20 protein-coding genes are annotated in these 20171 nt (G+C 47.8%); 2 read left to right on the top strand and 18 right to left on the bottom strand.

The window, feature by feature from the left end:
- Window positions 1-78 precede the first annotated feature (78 nt).
- The gene (gene lexA / locus J7E21_RS04140; RefSeq protein WP_215105005.1) at window positions 79-699 is read left to right on the top strand and encodes a transcriptional repressor LexA; all 621 of its coding nucleotides are present in this window, start codon (window positions 79-81) and stop codon (window positions 697-699) included.
- Window positions 700-862: 163 nt separating this feature from the next.
- Here the strand turns inward: lexA and J7E21_RS04135 are convergent, their stop codons facing one another.
- The 5 genes from J7E21_RS04135 to J7E21_RS04115 form a co-directional block, all read right to left on the bottom strand.
- Window positions 863-1063 (bottom strand): hypothetical protein, encoded by a 201-nt coding sequence (locus J7E21_RS04135; RefSeq protein WP_215105003.1) that lies wholly within the window; start codon window positions 1061-1063, stop codon window positions 863-865.
- Between the two features lie 60 nt (window positions 1064-1123).
- Window positions 1124-1660, bottom strand: coding sequence for a hypothetical protein (locus J7E21_RS04130; protein WP_215105001.1), 537 nt, complete (start codon window positions 1658-1660; stop codon window positions 1124-1126).
- 188 nt (window positions 1661-1848) lie between these two features.
- Complete coding sequence (gene glnA, locus J7E21_RS04125; protein ID WP_215104999.1) at window positions 1849-3183, bottom strand: type I glutamate--ammonia ligase; 1335 nt, start codon at window positions 3181-3183, stop codon at window positions 1849-1851.
- A 38-nt stretch (window positions 3184-3221) separates the two neighbouring features.
- Window positions 3222-3608 (bottom strand): MerR family transcriptional regulator, encoded by a 387-nt coding sequence (locus J7E21_RS04120; protein WP_215104998.1) that lies wholly within the window; start codon window positions 3606-3608, stop codon window positions 3222-3224.
- Between the two features lie 119 nt (window positions 3609-3727).
- Window positions 3728-4960, bottom strand: a complete 1233-nt coding sequence (locus J7E21_RS04115) for a methionine gamma-lyase family protein (RefSeq protein ID WP_215104997.1) — start codon at window positions 4958-4960, stop codon at window positions 3728-3730.
- A gap of 110 nt (window positions 4961-5070) precedes the next feature.
- Here J7E21_RS04115 and J7E21_RS04110 point away from each other — a divergent pair, with 110 nt between their 5' ends.
- Window positions 5071-5679, top strand: coding sequence for a trimeric intracellular cation channel family protein (locus J7E21_RS04110; protein WP_215104996.1), 609 nt, complete (start codon window positions 5071-5073; stop codon window positions 5677-5679).
- Window positions 5680-5711: 32 nt separating this feature from the next.
- On the opposite strand, the gene J7E21_RS04105 is transcribed toward J7E21_RS04110, so the two are convergent.
- The 13 genes from J7E21_RS04105 to J7E21_RS04045 form a co-directional block, all read right to left on the bottom strand.
- Window positions 5712-6014 (bottom strand): rhodanese-like domain-containing protein, encoded by a 303-nt coding sequence (locus J7E21_RS04105; protein WP_215104995.1) that lies wholly within the window; start codon window positions 6012-6014, stop codon window positions 5712-5714.
- A gap of 42 nt (window positions 6015-6056) precedes the next feature.
- Window positions 6057-6281: an RNA chaperone Hfq gene (gene hfq / locus J7E21_RS04100; protein ID WP_058380502.1), complete on the bottom strand. Its 225-nt coding sequence runs from the start codon at window positions 6279-6281 to the stop codon at window positions 6057-6059.
- A 31-nt stretch (window positions 6282-6312) separates the two neighbouring features.
- Window positions 6313-7245, bottom strand: a complete 933-nt coding sequence (miaA, locus tag J7E21_RS04095) for a tRNA (adenosine(37)-N6)-dimethylallyltransferase MiaA (protein ID WP_215104994.1) — start codon at window positions 7243-7245, stop codon at window positions 6313-6315.
- Complete coding sequence (locus tag J7E21_RS04090) at window positions 7238-8158, bottom strand: alpha/beta hydrolase (protein WP_215104993.1); 921 nt, start codon at window positions 8156-8158, stop codon at window positions 7238-7240. The genes miaA and J7E21_RS04090 overlap by 8 nt, the downstream gene beginning before the upstream one ends.
- 66 nt (window positions 8159-8224) lie before the next feature.
- Window positions 8225-10045 (bottom strand): DNA mismatch repair endonuclease MutL, encoded by a 1821-nt coding sequence (gene mutL / locus J7E21_RS04085; RefSeq protein ID WP_215104991.1) that lies wholly within the window; start codon window positions 10043-10045, stop codon window positions 8225-8227.
- Between the two features lie 4 nt (window positions 10046-10049).
- Entirely contained in the window at window positions 10050-12575 is a 2526-nt protein-coding gene (gene mutS / locus J7E21_RS04080) for a DNA mismatch repair protein MutS (RefSeq protein WP_215104990.1), read from the bottom strand.
- 138 nt (window positions 12576-12713) lie between these two features.
- The gene (locus J7E21_RS04075; RefSeq protein WP_215106097.1) at window positions 12714-13142 is read right to left on the bottom strand and encodes a YlbF/YmcA family competence regulator; all 429 of its coding nucleotides are present in this window, start codon (window positions 13140-13142) and stop codon (window positions 12714-12716) included.
- Between the two features lie 347 nt (window positions 13143-13489).
- Window positions 13490-14287 carry a TIGR00282 family metallophosphoesterase gene (locus tag J7E21_RS04070; RefSeq protein WP_215104989.1) on the bottom strand — a complete coding sequence of 266 codons (798 nt, stop codon included), beginning with the start codon at window positions 14285-14287 and terminating at the stop codon, window positions 13490-13492.
- A 67-nt stretch (window positions 14288-14354) separates the two neighbouring features.
- A complete protein-coding gene (gene rny / locus J7E21_RS04065; RefSeq protein ID WP_215104988.1) occupies window positions 14355-15914 on the bottom strand; it encodes a ribonuclease Y in 1560 nt (519 codons plus the stop codon).
- Window positions 15915-16142: 228 nt separating this feature from the next.
- Complete coding sequence (gene recA, locus J7E21_RS04060) at window positions 16143-17210, bottom strand: recombinase RecA (RefSeq protein WP_215104987.1); 1068 nt, start codon at window positions 17208-17210, stop codon at window positions 16143-16145.
- A 177-nt stretch (window positions 17211-17387) separates the two neighbouring features.
- A complete protein-coding gene (locus J7E21_RS04055) occupies window positions 17388-18641 on the bottom strand; it encodes a competence/damage-inducible protein A (protein WP_215104986.1) in 1254 nt (417 codons plus the stop codon).
- A gap of 21 nt (window positions 18642-18662) precedes the next feature.
- Window positions 18663-19241 carry a CDP-diacylglycerol--glycerol-3-phosphate 3-phosphatidyltransferase gene (gene pgsA / locus J7E21_RS04050; protein WP_215104985.1) on the bottom strand — a complete coding sequence of 193 codons (579 nt, stop codon included), beginning with the start codon at window positions 19239-19241 and terminating at the stop codon, window positions 18663-18665.
- Window positions 19242-19290: 49 nt separating this feature from the next.
- A complete protein-coding gene (locus tag J7E21_RS04045) occupies window positions 19291-20169 on the bottom strand; it encodes a helix-turn-helix domain-containing protein (protein ID WP_251047781.1) in 879 nt (292 codons plus the stop codon).
- Between the last annotated feature and the right edge of the window lie 2 nt (window positions 20170-20171).

Below are 20171 nucleotides of genomic sequence, written 5' to 3'. Positions count from 1 at the left end.
TATGTTTGCATTTCAGTGCCCAAGTTGTTATAATAAGGATAGTTAATCATTAAGAAATCCTATAAAGAGGTGAAACTGGTGAAAAAAGTATCCAAGCGTCAGGAAGACATCCTGAATTTCATAAAAGATGAAGTCCGTGCAAAAGGTTATCCACCGTCTGTCCGCGAAATTGGAGAAGCTGTAGGGTTAGCTTCGAGTTCGACTGTACATGGCCATCTAGCTAGACTCGAAAGCAAAGGCTTGATCCGCAGAGACCCGACAAAACCGAGAGCAATCGAAATTATCGGCTCAGAAGATTCACTGATCGATAAAAGCCCCGTGCTGCACGTTCCGCTTATCGGTAAAGTTACTGCCGGCATACCGATCACTGCGATTGAAAACATCGAGGAGTACTTCCCGCTGCCGCAAACATACGGAACAGAGGAAGACCACATCTTCATGCTTGAAATCATGGGTGAAAGTATGATCGAGGCAGGCATTCTAAACGGCGATTATGTGGTCGTCAAACAACAACAAACAGCCAATAACGGCGATATCGTCGTTGCTATGACCGAAGAAAATGAAGCGACCGTCAAACGTTTTTTCCGTGAGGACAATTACTTCCGCTTACAGCCGGAAAACTCTTCAATGGATCCGATCATCGTAGACCAAGTGAGCATTCTCGGAAAAGTCGTTGGCGTTTACCGCCAGATCCATTAAATTTTATCTTTATTAATTAGAGACATAGAAAAAAGGTAGAAAACATGCTTCCTCCTTTTTTCTATGTCTCTTTTCATTCAAAATAATCATATTATGTAAACTTAATAGTTCAATATAAAAAAGCTGGTGCAATATGCACCAGCTTTTTTATATTGAACTATTACTAAATTTTGGCTTCTCCAATGACAATGTATTTAACCAAGTTGATTGTGATGCGGTATATTTTTCCGCTAGCTTCATCAGTTAGTTCGTATGTGCCATTCGACGGGATTTGGCTCATGGCCGATTCCTTGTCGATTGCTTTTACACTATGGACAATGGAGTTTCCTTGATCAAAGAAGAATTCTACTTGAAAAGTTTTCACCGAGATTCCTCCCTTCAAAAAAGAATGAATATGCATTCTTAAGTGTAGCACAAATTGCGCTTAATTTCGGTTTTGCCATTCCTTAAAGATCATTACTTTCAAGGCCATCATTTCCTCTTCGTTTAAATCCTCTTCCAGTTCCTTCAAGACTTCCGGTGCGGTCATCGTGTCGTTTTCCACAGCATTTTTCATTTTCAATAAATTTCGGAAGCCGACTTTCTTTATGACGGTTTTTGCAGCGTCTTCTTTCGTCTCGAATGCCAAAGTTTCGTCTTCTGGCGCATTTAACCGGTTTCCAGCATCTTCAGCAGTGGTTTCCAACATTTCCTCTTTTGTCCCATCAGCAGACTCATTAGTGCCACTTTGCAGGTCCTGTTGAACATTTGCCTGAGTTTCCAGTTGTTCCATATACTGATTCACTTTTGGATCCGACTCGATATACTGAACCATTTCCTCCATCTTGCCGCTTTCTTCAAGCTGTGTTAATGCTCTTTGCGTCACCGCTTCTGTCGAAAGATTCGGCCCGATGGCATATAAAGCGATTCCACTCAGTGAAAACGCGATGAGAAATACTACAATGACATTTAAAAACCGCATGTTACCCCTCCAAATGTAAAAGTTCTTTCATAATAAGTAAAATCTTACCACGTTTCCACTTCCTAACGTATATGTGAAAGGATGCAATCTTTTGATTTAATTTAGCATAACGCGTTCGTTTTCCTCTTCAGAAGTCCCAGAGCTAGGCTCAACACAAAAAAACCGGAGCTCTGGGCTCCGGTTTTGGATTAATACATTTTCAAATATTGCTCGCGCTCCCAAGGGTGGACGCTTGTTCTGAACATATCCCATTCAATTTCCTTCGCTTCCACAAAGTTGTTGAGAATATGCGAACCAAGTGCTTTTGTCATGACCTCATCGTTTTGCAACTCATCAAGAGCTGCAGACAATGAGCCTGGCAAATCTTCAATGCCAACTTCTTTGCGCTCTTTTCTGTTCATTGCATAAATATTGCGGTCTACAGCTTTTGGCGGCGTTAGATCACGCTTGATGCCGTCAAGGCCGGCGCCAAGAAGGACAGCCATTGCCAAGTAAGGGTTCGCAGCTGGGTCAACAGAACGCACTTCCACGCGTGTCGACAGACCGCGAGAAGCAGGAATCCGTACCAATGGGCTACGGTTCTGGCCTGACCATGCGATATAGCAAGGTGCTTCATAGCCTGGCACGAGACGTTTGTATGAATTGACTGTCGGGTTTGTCACCGCAGTAAATCCTTTCGCGTGCTCGATGATGCCCGCCATGAACTGGTAAGCGGTTTTGCTCAATTTCATATCGCCGTCTTCATCAAGAAACGCATTTACGTCGCCTTTGAACAAGGAAACATTCATATGCATGCCCGAACCGTTGACGCCGAACAATGGTTTCGGCATGAATGTTGCATGAAGGCCGTGTTTGCGTGCGATCGTTTTAACAACCAGTTTGAACGTCTGGATATCATCGCAAGCTTTGATGGCATCTGCATATTTAAAGTCGATTTCGTGCTGTCCTGGTGCCACTTCGTGGTGGGACGCTTCAATTTCGAAGCCCATTTCTTCAAGCTCAAGGACAATGTCGCGTCGGCAGTTTTCACCAAGGTCCATCGGTGCAAGGTCAAAATAGCCACCGTGGTCATTCAGTTCAAGAGATGGTTCGCCTCTGTCATCAAGTTTGAACAGGAAGAATTCCGGCTCAGGTCCGAGGTTGAAATGTGTAAAGCCGTGCTCTTCCATTTCTTTCAATACGCGCTTCAAGTTCGTGCGCGGATCTCCTGCAAACGGCGTGCCATCGGCGTTGTAAATATCGCAAATCAAACGTGCGACTTTCCCTTTTCCGGTAATCCATGGGAATACGACCCATGTATCAAGGTCCGGGAACAAGTACATATCAGATTCTTCGATGCGGACAAATCCGTCGATCGATGAACCATCGAACATCATTTTGTTATCGAGTGCTTTATCAAGCTGAGATGTCGGAATTTCTACGTTTTTAATAACTCCCAGAATATCGGTGAATTGCAGGCGGATAAAATTGACGTCTTCTTCTTTTACTAAACGAATAATGTCTTCTTTTGTAAACTTGCCCATGAACTGTTCACTCTCCTAAGTTATATTATGTAACCCACTCATTTAAAGAAGCGGGATAAATCACCTTGTCGTTGAAACGCCTTATCAAATGGCCTGGCCTGATGCTTCATTTCCTCTCGCAGCAAACTGCGAAGCTCTGCATCACTCAATGTTTTCGGCTCGGCTTGGTCATTTCGTGGCGTCTCTTTTGTTTCATGCAGTTTTCTGATGCCCGCGACATTGAGACCCTGCTCCAGATAATCCTTGATCTCGATTAGTGCATCGACATCATTTAAGGAAAACATGCGCTTATTGCCATTTGTTCTAGCAGGGCTGATCAGCTTCTGTTCTTCGTAATAGCGGATCTGCCGTGCTGTCAAATCCGTCAGCTGCATGACGATGCTGATCGGGAGAATGGGCATCGTGCGGCGAACCCGATTTGTCATAAGTTTCACCCATTTCAATAATTACTACATTTTCAGTTTATTACATGTCAGGTTATTTGTCAAACTGATGTTAGATTTTCTTACATGATTTTTCATTTATGCTAGTTCTTTGCATTCACTTACAGCAGATTTTTCTTCTCCAATGCCCGAAGAGCATTAATAACCGCGATTTTCACATGTTCATACGTCAAACCGCCTTGCACAAATGCTGTGTACGGCTCACGCAGCGGGCCATCTGCCGTCAATTCAATGCTGGCACCTTGAACAAATGTGCCAGCTGCCATAATGACATCATCTTCATAGCCAGGCATATATGCCGGTACCGGCAAGAATTGGGCATTGACCGGTGAATTCGCTTGGATTGTTTGGCAAAAGGCGATCATTTGCTCAGCTGTCTGGAACGATACTGACTGGATCAAATCGGTGCGTTCAGCCGTAAAATGCGGACTTGTCGCCATACCAGCCGTTTCCAAAAGAGCTGCTGTAAAAATGGCGCCTTTTAATGATTGGGAAACGATATGTGGCGCCATAAAAAAACCTTGGTACATATCCGCCAGCGCATTAAGTGAAGCGCCAGCCTCCCCTCCTATACCCGGTGAAGTCATGCGGTAAGCGCATTTTTCCACAAAACTGTGTCTTCCGGCAATATAACCACCGATCTTGGCCAGTCCCCCTCCCGGATTTTTAATTAAAGATCCTGCCATCAGATCCGCGCCGACTTCGATCGGTTCTCTCAGTTCCACGAATTCACCATAGCAATTATCAACAAAAATGACAGCATCCGGCTTGATCTCACGGATCCGCTTCACCATCACTTCAATGTCACGTATAGTAAAAGAAGGACGGGTGTCATAGCCTCTCGAGCGCTGTATTGCGATCATTTTGGTGTTGGTGTTTGCCGCCGCTCTAACCGCCGCCCAATCTACTGCGTGGTCTTCAGTCAGCTCAATGTGCCTATAACTGATGCCGAAATCCTTTAGTGACCCGGTATCCTGTTCTCCTCCCGACACGATAGACACGAGCGTGTCATAAGGCTGGCCGGTAATATAGAGCAATTCATCCCCGGGGCGCAAAATGCCGAACAGCGCAATCGTGATAGCGTGTGTTCCGGAAATAATCTGCGGGCGGACGAGTGCCGCTTGTGCTTTGAATACATCCGCATAGACACGCTCCAATGTATCCCGCCCTTCATCATCATAGCCATAACCGGTGGAGGGGTGAAAGTGGTGATCGCTCACTTTTTGGCGATGGAATGCCTCTAGCACTTTCTGTTGATTGTATAAAGCAATTTTGTCTGCAGCTGCTAGCTGAGGGCGAATCAGGTCTTCAGTTTTTTGGATAGTAGTATACATGGGAATCTCCATTTCTCTTAGATGATTATTGGCCGGTCTGCTATTTGAAATCGTCTTGAATTCTGCTACAATTCATAGAGTTGTTTAAAAGTTAAGGAGGGCGTCGAATAATGGCTTGGGAAGTACTAAGCGCCATTGGCACCATTGCATTTGCAATTTCCGGGGCAATTATTGCCATGGAAGAGGAATACGACATTTTCGGCGTTTACCTGCTCGGTGTCGTCACCGCATTCGGCGGCGGAGCAATCCGGAATATATTGATCGGCGTTCCTGTATCCGCTCTGTGGGAACAGGAATTCATGTTTCAGCTGGCACTCATTTCCATTACGGTCGTTTTTTTATTTCCTCAAAAAACGCTCAGCCACTGGAATCGTTGGGGGTATTTTTTTGACGCTATCGGCTTGTCTGCGTTTGCAGTGCAAGGCGCTTTGTTCGCAGTTGAACTGGGGCTTCCGGTATACGCAGCAGTCGTTGCCGCTGTACTGACGGGCTCCGGCGGCGGAATGGTCCGCGATCTTCTTGCCGGTAGAAAGCCGCTCGTGTTAAAAGCCGAAATATACGCAGTATGGGCTGCTATGGCCGGACTGTTGATCAGCATTGAAATGGTGCGGACCGACTTGATGCTATATATCTTGTTTTTCATCATTACGCTGTTGCGGATTCTATCTTATACATACAGATGGAAGCTGCCGACACGAAAAATTCTCACGACAACATAAAGGCTGATCGGCAATTGCCGATCAGCCTTTTTTCATCCGTAAACCGTGACACCGCGCCAAGAAGACATGCCGCCTTCGACGTTGATTGGATGGAAGCCGTTGGATTCCAAGTGTTCAGAAGCTTTCGCGCTGCGTCCACCAGCATGGCAGACGACATAATATTCCTGCGAAGAATCAAGTTCTCCGGTACGCTCCGGCAATTCACCGAGCGGGATATGCTGCGCTCCCGGAATCATTCCAGCAGCGACTTCATCTTTTTCACGGACATCGATGATGTGGACCGTTTCGCCTGCTTCAACTTTTTGTTTCAGTTCATCTGCAGTTACCGTCTTCATTTGACATTTCCTCCTCGTTTAAGTACGCAATCGTTGTGAAATTTACTCCTGATGCTCGATGGATACGGGTTTTGCTGGAGAAAAAGTGGAAATGGCATGCTTATAGATCAATTGCTGCTTGCCTTCCGTTTCCACGAGCACCGTGAAATTATCGTAGGATTTGATCGTGCCTTTCAATTGGAATCCATTCAGCAAAAATACTGTAACGAAGATATTGTTTTTGCGAAGCTGATTTAAATAGACATCTTGGATATTAACCGGTTTCATGGAACTCCCCCTGTTTCTCTATCGTTTAGTATTAGCCATCTGTTTCAATTCGACGATTGCGGTCTGTTTCCTGCAAAAACCGCATAATTTCTTCCAGATTCTTTTCTGCCCCCGCTGTCGCATCCACCCACAGCACGGGCAGTTTGTTGCGGAAATACGTAAATTGGCGCTTCGCATACTTGCGCGAATTGCGTTTCAGCTTTTCCGTCGCTTCCTCTAAGCTGTCATGGCCGTCAAAATACGCATACAATTCCTTATAACCGATTGCTTTAATCGATTGTACATCGCGCAGCCTACGATCGTATAAGCGCTTAACTTCCTCTAGCAAGCCGTGCTGCATCATCATGTCGACGCGCCGGTCGATCCGTTCGTAAAGCTTTTCGCGCGGCATATCCAGCCCGATGATCAATTCGTTATACATCGGTGTTTGCGCCAAACTGCCATCTTCTTTTTCCTCGCCGCTCAACAGGATTTCGAGCGCACGGATGACGCGCCTCGTATTGTTCGGATGAATGTCGATTTTCGGATCCAGTGACAACAATGAACGGTGCATCGCCTCTTTTCCGACGCGTTCAAGCTCGTCTTGCAAAGCGTGCCGCAGTTCCGAATCGGCTTGCTGCTCTGCAAAGCGATAATCGAACAACACTGATTGCACATATAAACCCGTACCTCCGACCACAATGGGGATTTTTCCGCGTTGCTGGATTTCAGCGATTTTACTGCGCACTAATTGCTGATATTCCGCAACGGAAAAAGGCTCTTCCGGCTCCCGGATATCCAAAAGGTGATGGACAATGCCGTCCATCTCTTCCGGCCGGACCTTCGCTGTACCGATGTCCATGCCCCGGTAGATCTGCATCGAATCCCCGTTGATGATTTCGCCGCCCAGTTGCTTTGCAAGTCTGATGCCGAGTGCGGTCTTGCCGGAAGCGGTCGGTCCGACAACCGCTATGACATCAACCATGTTGGACTATCCAATCGATGATGGCCTGCTGGGAAACTTCCGCATTCAGTTCATGCAACACTTCGTGGCGTGCTTCTTCTGCTATATACACTTTGACGGTCTGGATACCGGCCTGCTGGAATTGTTCAGCTGCTTCGAAAACACCGCTGCCTTTTGCTCCGACCGGATCCATCGAGCCGCTGATGAACAAGACCGGCAGGCTTTTGCGGATGCGCTCGACTTGTTCCATCCGATGAATGATGTCGAGCCCTTCGAACAAGTCGACATAAAACTGATTGGTCATTTCAAATCCACACCACGGATCGGCCTCATAGCTTTTTACTGTTTCTGCGTCTCGGCTGAGCCAGGAAAACTTGGATTTTTCCGTTAAAAAGTCTTTATTGTAGCTACCGAAGATCAGTTTTCCGAGAAAAGGACTGCTATTGGTTTTCCCTTCCAAGCGGCTAATGCTTTTGGCTGTCACTTTGCCCGCTATAAGAGAAATTCCGGGATGCCCTCCCGTACCGGACAGCACTGCACAAGAAACTTTCTCGCTATGCAGTTGCAAATAGCGGCGCGCCACGAAGGATCCCATAGAATGCCCCAACACGACCAGCGGCAGTTCGCCGATTGATTGGCGGCTATGTTGGACCACTTCTTCTACATCCGAAACGATACGCGAAAAGCCGTCGCTTTCTGCAAAAAAGCCCGTATGGCCATTGCGCTCCGCTGTTTTCCCGTGGCCTCTTTGGTCGTGAGCCGAAACCGTGAATCCTTGTTCCGCGAGCGAGCGGATAAACCTGTCATAACGCCCGCTATGCTCGGCCATACCATGTATGATGTGTACATGAGCTTTCGGTTTTTCTGCATGGCATATCAAGTTATATAGTTCGTGGCCATCTGACGCACGAACGAATGCATTCGTCGATTCCATCGATTCCCGCCTTTCTGTCAGTTGATCTATAGCTTCCATAGTTTATTATTGTCGTCACGCTGCGCGTCAATTCATTACACGCTTGAACATCTTCTCGATATCATAAGTTTTGAAATGGATGATGACCGGACGCCCATGAGGACAAGTGAAAGGTTGTTCCACCTTCTTGAGATCTGCCAGCAATCGTTCCATTTCATGCTTTTGCAAGTAATGATTGGCTTTGATCGACCGCTTGCAGCTCATCATGATCGCCGCTTCTTCGCGCAGTTTTTTAATATCTACTTTGCGGTCAGCCAATACTTGCTCGATCAAATCCTCGATGACTTCCTGTTCAAAACCTTTCGGAAACCAGGTCGGATATTCTCTTACGATAAATGATGTATCGCCGAATTCCTCCAGAAAAACACCGCTCTCTTCCAAAGCCGGCAATTGCTCCTTTAAATGCAGCGCTTCGTTGCGGCTGTAATGAAAGGTTAACGGCAAGAGCAGCGATTGGCGTTCGCCTGAATCGATATCACCTACTTTTTCACGGTAATATTCGTATTTGATCCGTTCCTGGGCTGCGTGTTGGTCGATCAAATAAAAGCCGTCCGTACTTTGGGCTACGATATATGTCCCGTGAACTTGCCCAACGACTTCAAGCTCTGGAAATTGCGGGCTTTCCGCGGCGGATTGCCGCTCCTCAACATCCTCTACTGGCTCGTGCCGTTGTTCTCGTGAATCTACAGTCGGCTCGATTCCGAAGTCTTCCCCTCGCTCCTGCAGCCGCTCTTGTTTCCAGTCAATCGAACGAACTGTCTCTGCTTCCTGCCCTGCGGGTTCTGCCGGAGCCCGTTTCCACAAATCCATTTGCCTGCTCGGCACTTGCTTGACGTGTTTCGGGCGTTCGATGACCGGCGCACGGACCGCCGATTGAATAGCTTGGCGGATCGTGTCGTGGACGAGTTCGAGCAATTCCTTCTCCTTGCTCAAGCGGATCTGCTGCTTTGACGGATGCACATTGACATCGGTCAAATACGGATCGCCTTTGATATTCAAGACGACGATTGGCTGGCGCTCGAGCGGCAAAAATGTATGATATGCCTTATGCACGGTGTTGGCGATGGCATAGTGCTTGACCCAGCGGCCGTTGACGAACAGCGAAATGTAGTTTTTATTGGCTCGTGTGATTTCCGGCAAAGAAGCAAAACCTTCGACCCGGTAATCCTGAGACTCGCCTTCAAACGCCACCATCTTTTTGGCGATGGCCACACCGTAGATATCCGCCAACACACGGCGGACTTCTCCGCTGCCGGCTGTCTGCAACAATGGCCGGCCGTCGTGCACGAGACGGAACGATATGTGTGGGTAGCTAAGTGCGAAGCGGTTCATCAAATCAATCGTGTGGCCCAGTTCAGTTTGCAAAGTTTTCATATATTTCAAGCGTGCCGGCGTATTGAAAAATAGCTGAGCGATGCGGATGTCTGTGCCTTGGCGCAGTGCCCCAGCACGTTGTTCAATTAGCCTGCCGCCTTCCATTTCCAAATAAGTTCCCGATTCGCCGGTGGAAGTGTGCAGCGCCACTTTCGATACGGAGGCGATACTTGCGAGCGCTTCTCCACGAAAACCGAGTGTACGGATGCGGAACAAATCGTGTTCATTTTCAATTTTGCTGGTGGCATGACGGGAAAAGGAAAGAATGGCATCTTCTGAGTCCATGCCCGCCCCGTTATCGATAATTTGGATCGACGTCAGCCCGGCTTCTTGCAACAGCACTTCGATGGCGGTGCTGCCGGCATCGATTGCGTTTTCGACCAGTTCTTTTACGACAGACGTTGGCCGTTCTACCACTTCACCTGCTGCAATTTTGTTCGACAGCGGCTCGTCCATCAATCGGATATTGCCCATACACTCAGTCCTTTCCGCTTAATTTCTCCTGCAAACTGTTGACTAGCTGCAACGCATCTAGCGGCGTCATCCTAGAAATGGATGCGTCGATGATCGACTGCAGCACTTCGTCTTTCGTGGTATCGCGCTCATCAAAAAACGATAATTGCTCCGCTTGATGCTGCGGCTTGTGGTTTTCCGCTTCAAAACTGACCAACAATTCGCGGGCACGCCTAAGAATCGGTTCCGGTAAATTGGCGAGTTCTGCAACGTGCACTCCGTAGCTTTTGTCCGCTGGCCCTCTTTTTACTTTATGTAAAAAGACGACTTTTCCGGATTGTTCCATCGCGGAAACATGGACATTGCTCAGTTTATCGAGCGTATCTTCAAGTGCCGTCAATTCGTGGTAATGCGTCGAAAACAAAGTATTCGCCCCGATGTTTTCATGGATGTATTCAATCATCGATTGTGCCAGCGCCATACCGTCATAGGTCGACGTTCCGCGGCCGATTTCATCGAATAATAATAAACTGCGTTCCGTCGCATGGGTGATGGCGTATTGCGATTCCATCATTTCGACCATAAATGTGCTTTGCCCGGACACTAAATCATCCGCGGCACCGATACGCGTGAAAATCTGATCGACGATCGGCAGTTCAGCCGAAGCGGCCGGTACGTAGCTGCCGATCTGTGCGAGCACAATCGTCAAGGCGATTTGCCGCATATACGTACTTTTACCGGACATGTTCGGACCGGTAATCAATAGCATATTGCCCGCATCGTCCAACTCGCAGTCGTTCGGCACATAATGCTGTTTGTTGAGCATTTTCTCCACAACGGGATGGCGCCCTTCGCGGATTGAAATCGTCCGTCCATCATTGAAAGTCGGTTTCGTGAAACGGTATTTCTCCGCGACTTCCGAAAAGCTGATATAGACATCGAGTGCGCTGACTTTTGCAGCAAGCTGCTGGATACGCGAAATATACTCTTTCACTTGCTCACGAACGCTGACAAACAGCTCATATTCAAGTGTCAGGCTTTTCTCTTCAGCCGTTAAAATCAAGGCTTCTTTTTCTTTCAGCTCCGGCGTAACATAACGTTCGGCGTTTGCGAGCGTCTGCTTGCGCTCGTACCGGTCAAGATCCGCCAAATGCATATTGGCTTTCGAAATTTCAATATAATAACCAAAAATGCGGTTATAGCCTATTTTTAATGAACGGATTCCGGTTTTTGTCCGTTCTTTCTGTTCGAGTTCTGCAATCCAATCTTTGCCGTTGCGCGATGCATCCCGGTATTCGTCCAATTGTGCATTAAAGCCATCACGGATAATGCCTCCTTCTTTTGCGGAAAGCGGCGGGTTGTCGCTGATCGCCGTCAGTAACTCACATACTTCCGGACATGGATCCAAGACTGTACTGAATTGTTCGAGTGCTGCGTGCCCTGAAGCTGCCAATTCTTCCATCAGCTGCGGAATCTTTTCCAGTGAGTTGCGCAATTGCGCCAAATCCCTCCCACTGGCACTGCCGAACGCTATGCGCCCCGAGAGCCGCTCCAGATCATAAACTTCTTTCAACAGCTGCTGCAGTTCCACACGAACAAAATAACGGTCCATCAACGCTTCGACCATTGTTTGGCGCGCTTCAATCGCGTAGCGGTCCGCCAGCGGCTGATGCAGCCATTGCTTTAGTTTGCGGCTACCCATCGCTGTAACGGTTTCATCCAAAAGCCATAACAAAGTCCCTTTCGCGTCTGCCCCACGGATCGATTCGATTAATTCCAAATTGCGCTTTGAATGAAAATCAATACCTAATATACGTGAGCTTTCCCGGAAGGAAAACGGCTGGATATGATCGAGTGATTGTTTTTGGGTGGCGGCGATGTATGCCAAAAGCCGCTTGCCGCTCATCTTCAGCTGTTCCGGACATTCGGAAAACATCCTCTCATCCACGGTGAAAGGTGCTTCCATATGTTCCACCGACAAAATGAGCTCCTGCTCTTCTTCATTGAGCAGCAGGCGCAATTGTTCAGAGACGACCAGTTCCCGGATATGCAAAGCTTGCAGTTCATTGAGCAATGCTTTCTCCCCGCCTGCTATAAACGTTGCCGTCGCTTCTCCGGTCGAAATATCCAAATACGCCAGGCCGAAGCCGCCATCCAATCCATCGGCAGCCGCTATGAAGTTATTCGTCTTGGCGTCCACGCTTTTGCCTTCGGTGTGCGTTCCTGGTGTGATGAGGCGGACCACTTCCCTCTTGACGACGCCTTTTGTCAGCTTCGGATCCTCCACTTGTTCGCACACGGCTACTTTATGGCCTTTTTGAATCAATTGGTCAATATAGTTTTTGGCCGCGTGGTGCGGGACCCCGCACATCGGAATGCGGTCATCTCCGTTGCCTCCGCGGCTCGTCAATGTAATTTCGAGCAATTGCGATGCTTTAATGGCATCGTCGTAGAACATTTCATAAAAATCGCCGAGGCGAAAAAATAGGAACGCGTCCTGGTAATCGGATTTCACTTGCAAATATTGTTGGATCATTGGTGTCGGTGACATGTTTAACCCTCTCTCATTCAATCAATAGTTCGTTTTTCTATTATAACAAACTCATGACCAAAAACGAAAAAACCGAAAGAGCTTAAGCTCTTTCAGTTTTTATGGATATCGCTATGTTGCGACATTTCATGTTATCGATTAGGAACAGCTGCTGCCGCCTTCATTTTTAACTTTAGAGCCGGTTTCGCCGCGCAAAAGGTCTCCGCCGGTATCTGTAATGATGTTGTTTGTAACTTGGTTAGCGATTGCGGTCGATACCATCTGCAACAGCGAATTGACATCGCTCTGGGATTGCTTGAATTCCTGAACAACCGGCACGGAATCGATTTCATCTTCGATTTTCTGGATTTTCTTTTCGATCAATTCAAGCGCACGCTCTTTTCCGTAATGCTGGAAATTGACCGCTTGTTTTTGCAAACTTCTGAGGCTTGCAATTTTCTCGCGGATTTGCTGGTTTTCGTTAATTTGCGCTTCTGCACGCTTAAAGAAATCCACTTCTTCTGTCGAAGCGATCATATCTGCCACTTCACGCGCTTTCGCGACGATTTGCTCTTTTGTATACGTCATTTCCTTAGACACCCATTTCCTCGTCCAATCGGCCACAGCTGCAGCGATATGAACATATTTTAGTTTTCTTGGCCTATGTCAATGCGTTATGCACTCACACTTCGCTTTTCTGTCGCTTATGATTGTACAGCGAACCAGCGAAGCCCGACAAGAATTTCAGCTCGCAGCGTGGCAAGCTGCTGAAGGGCTGCTCTTGAATAAGACAGTTAATGGTTCACAAACAGTCTTCTCACGAGTCATACGCCCCAGTGCAGTAGTGTATCTGCAACTGTCTTTATTATACTGAAATCCTGCCGCCGGTTACAAGCCAGCAGGCGAATTGTCGTTAAATCGACACGGCCTGACGGTCAGTTTTGAAATGGATAATCCTCATTGATATAGATTCTTTTAAAAGACACAGCTTTTCCGCTGTCATCATTGATTTCCGTGAAAAAACCGCTAACGATCGAACGACCCGTTTTCGGCACTTCAAAGCGCGTCGGCATATTCGTTTTAAAGCGGTACAACACAGAATCGCGTTTCATGCCGAGAATTTCATCGTACGGGCCGGTCATGCCGACATCTGAAATGTATGCAGTGCCGCCCGGCAAGATGCGCGCATCCGCTGTTTGAACATGCGTATGCGTCCCGACCACCACAGAAGCACGGCCATCCAAATGCCAGCCCATCGCGATTTTTTCACTCGTCGCTTCTGCATGGAAATCGACAAATACGAGCGGGGATAATTCTTTAGCTTCCGCAATCAACTCATCCGCTTTTTTAAACGGGTCGTCATGCGCCGGCAAGAACACCCGGCCATGCAAATTGATCACCGACAAGGTTTTGCCGTTTTTCGTTACCGTTGCCATGCCGCGCCCCGGTGCTTCATCTGAGAAGTTAGCCGGGCGGATCAAGTAATCGACGTCGTCAATAAAGTCGAATATCTCTTTTTGGTCCCATGTGTGGTTGCCCATCGTGACCATGTCGACACCCATGAACAATAAGTCTTGATAGATCGCCTTCGTGATGCCTCGTCCTGCTGCGGCATTTTCGCCGTTGGCAATGACGACATCCGGCGCATATTTGCGTTTGAGTCTCGGCAAATACGATTCCAGAGCGTCTCTCCCGATCGACCCGACAATATCTCCGATAAATAAAATTTTCATGCTATCACCTTTCCCCATAAGAAAAAGGCTTCTTTGAATGGATATTCAACGAAGCCTTTTTCGTTTTTTATTTTGCGTATTCAACGGCCCGCGTTTCGCGGATAACCGTCACTTTGATATGGCCAGGGTAATCCAGCTCTTCCTCGATCCGTTTTCGGATGTCACGTGCGAGTCTGTGTGCTGTCATATCATCGATCTGCTCCGGACGAACCATAATCCGAATTTCGCGGCCCGCTTGGATGGCGAATGATTTCTCGACACCTTCGTAAGACTCTGAAATCTCTTCCAGCTTTTCAAGCCGGCGGATGTAGTTTTCCAATGTTTCGCTTCGAGCACCTGGACGTGCGGCGGACAGTGCATCCGCTGCAGCGACGATGACGGAAATGACTGATGTCGCTTCCGTGTCCCCATGGTGAGAGGCGATACTATTGATGACGACTGGATGTTCTTTGTATTTCGTTCCGAGCTCGACACCGATCTCCACGTGGCTGCCTTCGACTTCGTGGTCGATGGCTTTGCCGATGTCATGGAGTAAACCGGCACGTCGTGCAAGTGTCACATCTTCTCCAAGCTCCGCTGCCATAAGGCCCGACAAGAACGCCACTTCGACTGAATGCTTCAGGACGTTTTGGCCGTAGCTTGTGCGGTAGCGGAGGCGACCGAGTATTTTGATCAAGTCTGGATGCAAGTTATGGACACCTACGTCAAATGTGGTTTGTTCACCAATTTCACGGATTTGTTCATCGACTTCACGTCTTGACTTTTCGACCATTTCCTCAATTCTCGCTGGGTGGATGCGACCGTCCGACACCAATTTTTCAAGTGCCAAGCGCGCAGTTTCACGGCGGATTGGATCGAATCCGGAAAGAATGACCGCTTCTGGTGTATCGTCGATAATCAAATCGATGCCGGTCAAAGTTTCAAGCGTTCGAATATTACGTCCTTCGCGCCCGATGATGCGGCCTTTCATCTCGTCATTCGGCAAATTGACCACCGAAACGGTCGTTTCCGCTACATGATCGGCAGCAAAACGCTGCATCGCCAATGACAAGATGTTTTTCGCTTTTTTGTCCGATTCTTCTTTGGCACGGGCTTCCGATTCTTTGACCATCACCGCGATATCCGTCGACAATTCGTTCTCCACTTGACGGAGAATGATGGCTTTCGCTTCTTCGCGTGTCAGAGATGAGATCCGTTCCATTTCGGTTTGTTGCTGCTGAACCAATATCTCAGCTTTGCTCTCCATCTGTTCAATATGCTGTTGTTTTTCAGCAAGCGCCTGATCTTTGCGTTCAAGACCGGCCTCGCGTTTGTTTAGAGCATCATCCTTGCGATCCAAATTTTCTTCTCGCTGCAACAGCCGATTTTCATGTTTTTGCATTTCCGATCGGCGTTCTCGAATTTCAGATTCAGCTTCAGTACGCAATTTATGATTTTCGTCTTTCGCTTCCAATAAAGCTTCTTTTCTCAGCGCTTCTGCTTCTCGTTTCGCATCTTCGACAATTTGCTCAGCGGAATGCTTAGCGCCTGCCATTTTGGAATCGTTTGCCTTTTTCAATGCAAAATACCCAACAACTACACCGACGATGATACCAAGCAAAGCGAAGATGAACTCAGAAAATCCCATTCGGACACCTCCTCTTGCTATTGATTTTTTACATTTTTAAAGGATGGATCAGCATTTCTTTTTGATTCATCAATCGTTTAAAAATTAGTAAATAATACAACTTTAATTGTATAGATGGACCTATGTTGTGTCAACCCTGCCAAGCCGGGGCTCCCTGTCTATAAAAAGACTGCGAAGCAATAGCTTCGCAGTCTTTTTGGCATTATTCTATCAAGCTAAGACTGAACCTTACTCTTTTTCATCAATCAGCACATCGAATTCAGCCGCTTCTTTCTTGTCTTTTTTTGCACCGGCAACGGAATAAGAGGCTGCGGTCATGCCATAATGTTCACGGATTTTGCCGGCAATCTCATTGCGGATGTCTTCGTGTTCACGCATGAATTGCTTCGCGTTCTCACGGCCTTGTCCGACACGTTCATTGTTGTAGGAATACCACGAACCGGCTTTTTGGATAATATCAAGGTCAGCCGCAAGGTCGACGATCTCGCCTTCGCGTGAAATACCTTGGCCGTACATGATGTCTACTTCCGCTGTACGGAACGGCGGCGCGACTTTGTTTTTGACGACTTTAATTTTTGTCCGGTTCCCGATAATATCGTTTCCGGATTTCAAAGCTTCTGCACGACGGACTTCCAAACGGACAGATGAGTAGAATTTCAATGCGCGTCCACCAGGTGTCACTTCCGGGTTACCGAACATGACGCCGACTTTTTCTCGGATCTGGTTGATAAATACAGCAATGGTATTTGATTTGTTAATGGCACCCGAAAGTTTCCGGAGAGCCTGTGACATGAGGCGGGCTTGGAGACCGACATGCGAGTCACCCATTTCCCCTTCGATTTCCGCTTTCGGCACAAGTGCCGCGACAGAGTCGATGACGACAATATCGACTGCTCCGCTTCGCACAAGTGCTTCTGCAATTTCAAGTGCCTGCTCGCCGGTATCCGGCTGTGACAGCAGCAATTCATCAAGGTTAACGCCCAGCGCCTTTGCGTAAACCGGGTCAAGTGCATGCTCTGCATCGATAAATGCGGCCGTCCCCCCGGATGCTTGAACTTCAGCAATCGCGTGAAGTGCAACTGTCGTTTTACCCGAACTTTCCGGGCCGTAGATCTCGATAACACGGCCGCGCGGATAACCGCCTATGCCGAGTGCGATATCAAGGGCCAGTGACCCACTTGAAGCCGTTGAGACATTATGGGTTGTGCTTTCCCCCAATTTCATGACAGATCCTTTACCGAATTGCTTTTCTATTTGTTTTAGCGCCATATCCAGCGCTGCTTTACGATCGCTCAAAAGAAATCCTCCTCTTATATACAAAACAATTTTTCTAACTGATTTCAGTATACTAGTTTATTGAGAAATTTACAAGAAAAAAGCGAACGTTCATTCGTGTTCGCATAAAAGAATATCGAATTTGATCCCCCGCTATCCTTTCATTCCCCAGAAATGGACGTGAAAAAACACGCAAAATTAAATTTTGCGTGCGTCTTCTTCCATCAGTGTTCGTATTAAGTAATAAAGCGCCAATTTCACTGCCCGAATGCGGTTCGTGTTGCGCATCCCCGACAGCTGAAGGTGATAGGTTTTCGTCCCTTGATCACTGGCAATACCGATCCAAACCGTACCGGCTGGCTGTTCTCCGTGAGCATCCGGACCAGCTGCTCCGGTAAGGGCGATGCTGATATCGGTGTTGAATTTATCGCGCACCGCGGTCGCCATCGCAGCAGCTGTTTCTTCGCTGACGACGGAATGCTGTCCGAAAAAGTCTGGCATGATGCCGAGCTGCTGGATTTTCATTTGTTCATTATAAGTAACAACACCGCCGCTTAGGACCGCACTGGCTCCAGGAACTGAAGCGAGCTCGGACTGGAACAAACCCGCCGTTAAGCTTTCGGCTGCTGAAACGGTTTTGCCCTGTTCTTTTAATAAGTCGATGGCCTTCGAGGCGAGGGAATCATCATCATAGCCATATAAATATTGGCCGACACGCTCCAAGATCTCTTCTTTTGCTGAATTGATCAATTTCCACGCTTCATCTGCACTGTCTGTCTTGGCAGTAATGCGCAATGTCACTTCCCCGGCTGACGCAAGCGGTGCAATCGTCGGATTGGTCTGTTTATCCAAAATGTCCTGCAGGCGATCTTCCAACTCCGCTTCCCCAATGCCATAAAACCGCAGCACGTGCGACAGGATGACATCTTCCTTGTTTAGCAGGCGAATCAGTTTCGGCTTGGCTTCGAATTGGAACATCGGCTCCATTTCATGCGGCGGACCTGGCAATAGCATATATACATATTTGCCGTTTTTATACATCATTCCCGGTGCCATGCCGTTGTCGTTGAAGAGCACCTCGCTCCCTGAGAGTACGAGCGCCTGCTTTTTGTTGTTTTCGGTCATCGGGCGTCCTGCGCGTTCGAAAAATGCCGCGATGGACACCATGGCTTCCTCGTCCATCGCAAGGGTCGTCCCAAGATGTTTCGCAATCGTTTCTTTTGTCAGATCGTCTTTCGTCGGCCCGAGACCGCCCGTGAAGATGATCAAGTCTGCACGCGACTCCGCAATGGCAATCGTTTCTTTTAATCTGTCCGCATTGTCGCCGACGACGGTATGGTAATAAACATTAATGCCGATTTCAGCTAAATTCCCCGAAATAAAGCGGGCATTGGTATTGGTGATTTGGCCGAGCAATAGCTCTGAGCCGACTGCAATGATTTCAGCATTCATCCATCTTCCTCCAGTCAAACCTTATTTAGACGCCATAAGCCCTTTGCGATTAACATAGAAATAATCCCACCCAGACCAAACCGTAAAGATCAACGCGATATAAAGCATTATTTCTCCGAACGGAATGCCCACTAAGACAAAACCAATATTATAAAGCAATAAAGCGGCAATCGCAAAGATTTGCGTAACGGTCTTGATCTTTCCAAGGTTTCCAGCAGCCACGACTTCCCCTTCACCAGCGAGTACAAGTCGCAGCCCCGTCACTGCGAATTCGCGGCTGATGATTAAAATAACAACCCACGCCGGAGCAAACCCAAGCTCCACGAGGATGATCAAAGCGGCCGAGACGAGCAATTTATCGGCGAGCGGATCTAAAAATTTGCCGAAAGTTGTCACCAAATTGTATTTGCGCGCGTAATAACCGTCCACCCAGTCGGTTGCAGAAGCAAACAGGAAGATCAGGGCCCCGACCAAATGGGCAATAGGCATGCTTGCCCCTAAAAGAGTGATATCTCCCCAGCCGAAATCAATGAGCATGAATGCCATGAAAATCGGGATAAGCAAAATTCGGGAAATGGTGATTTGGTTTGGAATATTCATTTATTTTCTCCTTTCAATCGTTACAGAAAAAATAGCCATCGAACGATGGCTATTCGGCATCATCAAAGCGGATGATGATGTTTTGCGGTTTTCGTTCCTGTTCATACGGTACTTGTTCACCGTTCAATTCAATTGTTAACATGGCGTAATCTCCAATGCGCATAAAAACACTCGTTTCATCCGATACATCCAAGGTTTCCGTTTCACCTGCCCCGAAAACACGGGCCAAGCTCAGCAATTCGGCACCATCATCACTTATGACGCTAACCCAGGAATCACCGGTTGCCGTAAAGTCCAGTTGCTTGTCCGTTGGCCCTGTAAAAAGATATGTCGTCGTTTCACCCGATACGCCTTCCAATGCCAGTTCGGCTGATGCTTCTTTCGGTGCTTCTTCCGGTTCAGCAGCCTGCTCTTCTTCAGGAGCATCTTCAGGAGCTGAATCCGGCTGCTCTTCCCGTTCCTGTTCAGCAGGAGCTTCGTACTCGACCCCGCCGCCGCCTTCATCTGCCGGCTCAACACCGTTTCCTGATGTGCTGAGCAAATAGAAATACCATATGACCAAAAGGATAAAGACAATGAAAAGAGCTACTAGTATTTTCGGCATCGCTTCAGGCATCGGGCCTGAGCTGCGTTTTTTCGGCTCTGAACGCCTAGCAAAATGGTCGGCCGGCGGCGCAGTAGCTTGTTCTTCCGGCAACTCACTTTCATGCTCTGCAAGCAGTGCATCTCCGTTGAGGCCTACCGCTTGTGCATAGCGCTTAATAAAGGCGCGCACGTAAAAAGCGCCGGGGATTGCTGAATAATTCCCTGCTTCAATGCCTTCAAGATAATGCTTCTGGATTTTCGTGCGTTGTTGAAGTTCCTCTAAGCTAAAGCCTTGGTCAAGCCTTGCTCGTTTCAGCTTGGCACCCAATTGTCCCATCATCATCA

Source organism: Planococcus sp. ISL-109, from assembly GCF_018613655.1.
Lineage (GTDB): Bacteria > Bacillota > Bacilli > Bacillales_A > Planococcaceae > Planococcus.
The sequence above is the reverse complement of the archived record's forward strand: the minus strand, read 5'-3'. Positions and strand labels throughout refer to the sequence as shown.

What these genes read in the sequence shown, in the direction of transcription:
- J7E21_RS04130 (WP_215105001.1), bottom strand. Translation starts at nt 1,660, where the DNA reads ATGCGGTTTTTAAATGTCATTGTAGTATTTCTCATCGCGTTTTCACTG.
- glnA (WP_215104999.1), bottom strand. Translation starts at nt 3,183, where the DNA reads ATGGGCAAGTTTACAAAAGAAGACATTATTCGTTTAGTAAAAGAAGAA.
- J7E21_RS04120 (WP_215104998.1), bottom strand. Translation starts at nt 3,608, where the DNA reads ATGACAAATCGGGTTCGCCGCACGATGCCCATTCTCCCGATCAGCATC.
- J7E21_RS04115 (WP_215104997.1), bottom strand. Translation starts at nt 4,960, where the DNA reads ATGTATACTACTATCCAAAAAACTGAAGACCTGATTCGCCCTCAGCTA.
- J7E21_RS04110 (WP_215104996.1), top strand. Translation starts at nt 5,071, where the DNA reads ATGGCTTGGGAAGTACTAAGCGCCATTGGCACCATTGCATTTGCAATT.
- J7E21_RS04105 (WP_215104995.1), bottom strand. Translation starts at nt 6,014, where the DNA reads ATGAAGACGGTAACTGCAGATGAACTGAAACAAAAAGTTGAAGCAGGC.
- hfq (WP_058380502.1), bottom strand. Translation starts at nt 6,281, where the DNA reads ATGAAACCGGTTAATATCCAAGATGTCTATTTAAATCAGCTTCGCAAA.
- miaA (WP_215104994.1), bottom strand. Translation starts at nt 7,245, where the DNA reads ATGGTTGATGTCATAGCGGTTGTCGGACCGACCGCTTCCGGCAAGACC.
- J7E21_RS04090 (WP_215104993.1), bottom strand. Translation starts at nt 8,158, where the DNA reads ATGGAATCGACGAATGCATTCGTTCGTGCGTCAGATGGCCACGAACTA.
- mutL (WP_215104991.1), bottom strand. Translation starts at nt 10,045, where the DNA reads ATGGGCAATATCCGATTGATGGACGAGCCGCTGTCGAACAAAATTGCA.
- mutS (WP_215104990.1), bottom strand. Translation starts at nt 12,575, where the DNA reads ATGTCACCGACACCAATGATCCAACAATATTTGCAAGTGAAATCCGAT.
- J7E21_RS04075 (WP_215106097.1), bottom strand. Translation starts at nt 13,142, where the DNA reads ATGACGTATACAAAAGAGCAAATCGTCGCGAAAGCGCGTGAAGTGGCA.
- J7E21_RS04070 (WP_215104989.1), bottom strand. Translation starts at nt 14,287, where the DNA reads ATGAAAATTTTATTTATCGGAGATATTGTCGGGTCGATCGGGAGAGAC.
- rny (WP_215104988.1), bottom strand. Translation starts at nt 15,914, where the DNA reads ATGGGATTTTCTGAGTTCATCTTCGCTTTGCTTGGTATCATCGTCGGT.
- J7E21_RS04055 (WP_215104986.1), bottom strand. Translation starts at nt 18,641, where the DNA reads ATGAATGCTGAAATCATTGCAGTCGGCTCAGAGCTATTGCTCGGCCAA.
- pgsA (WP_215104985.1), bottom strand. Translation starts at nt 19,241, where the DNA reads ATGAATATTCCAAACCAAATCACCATTTCCCGAATTTTGCTTATCCCG.
- J7E21_RS04045 (WP_251047781.1), bottom strand. Translation starts at nt 20,169, where the DNA reads ATGATGATGGGACAATTGGGTGCCAAGCTGAAACGAGCAAGGCTTGAC.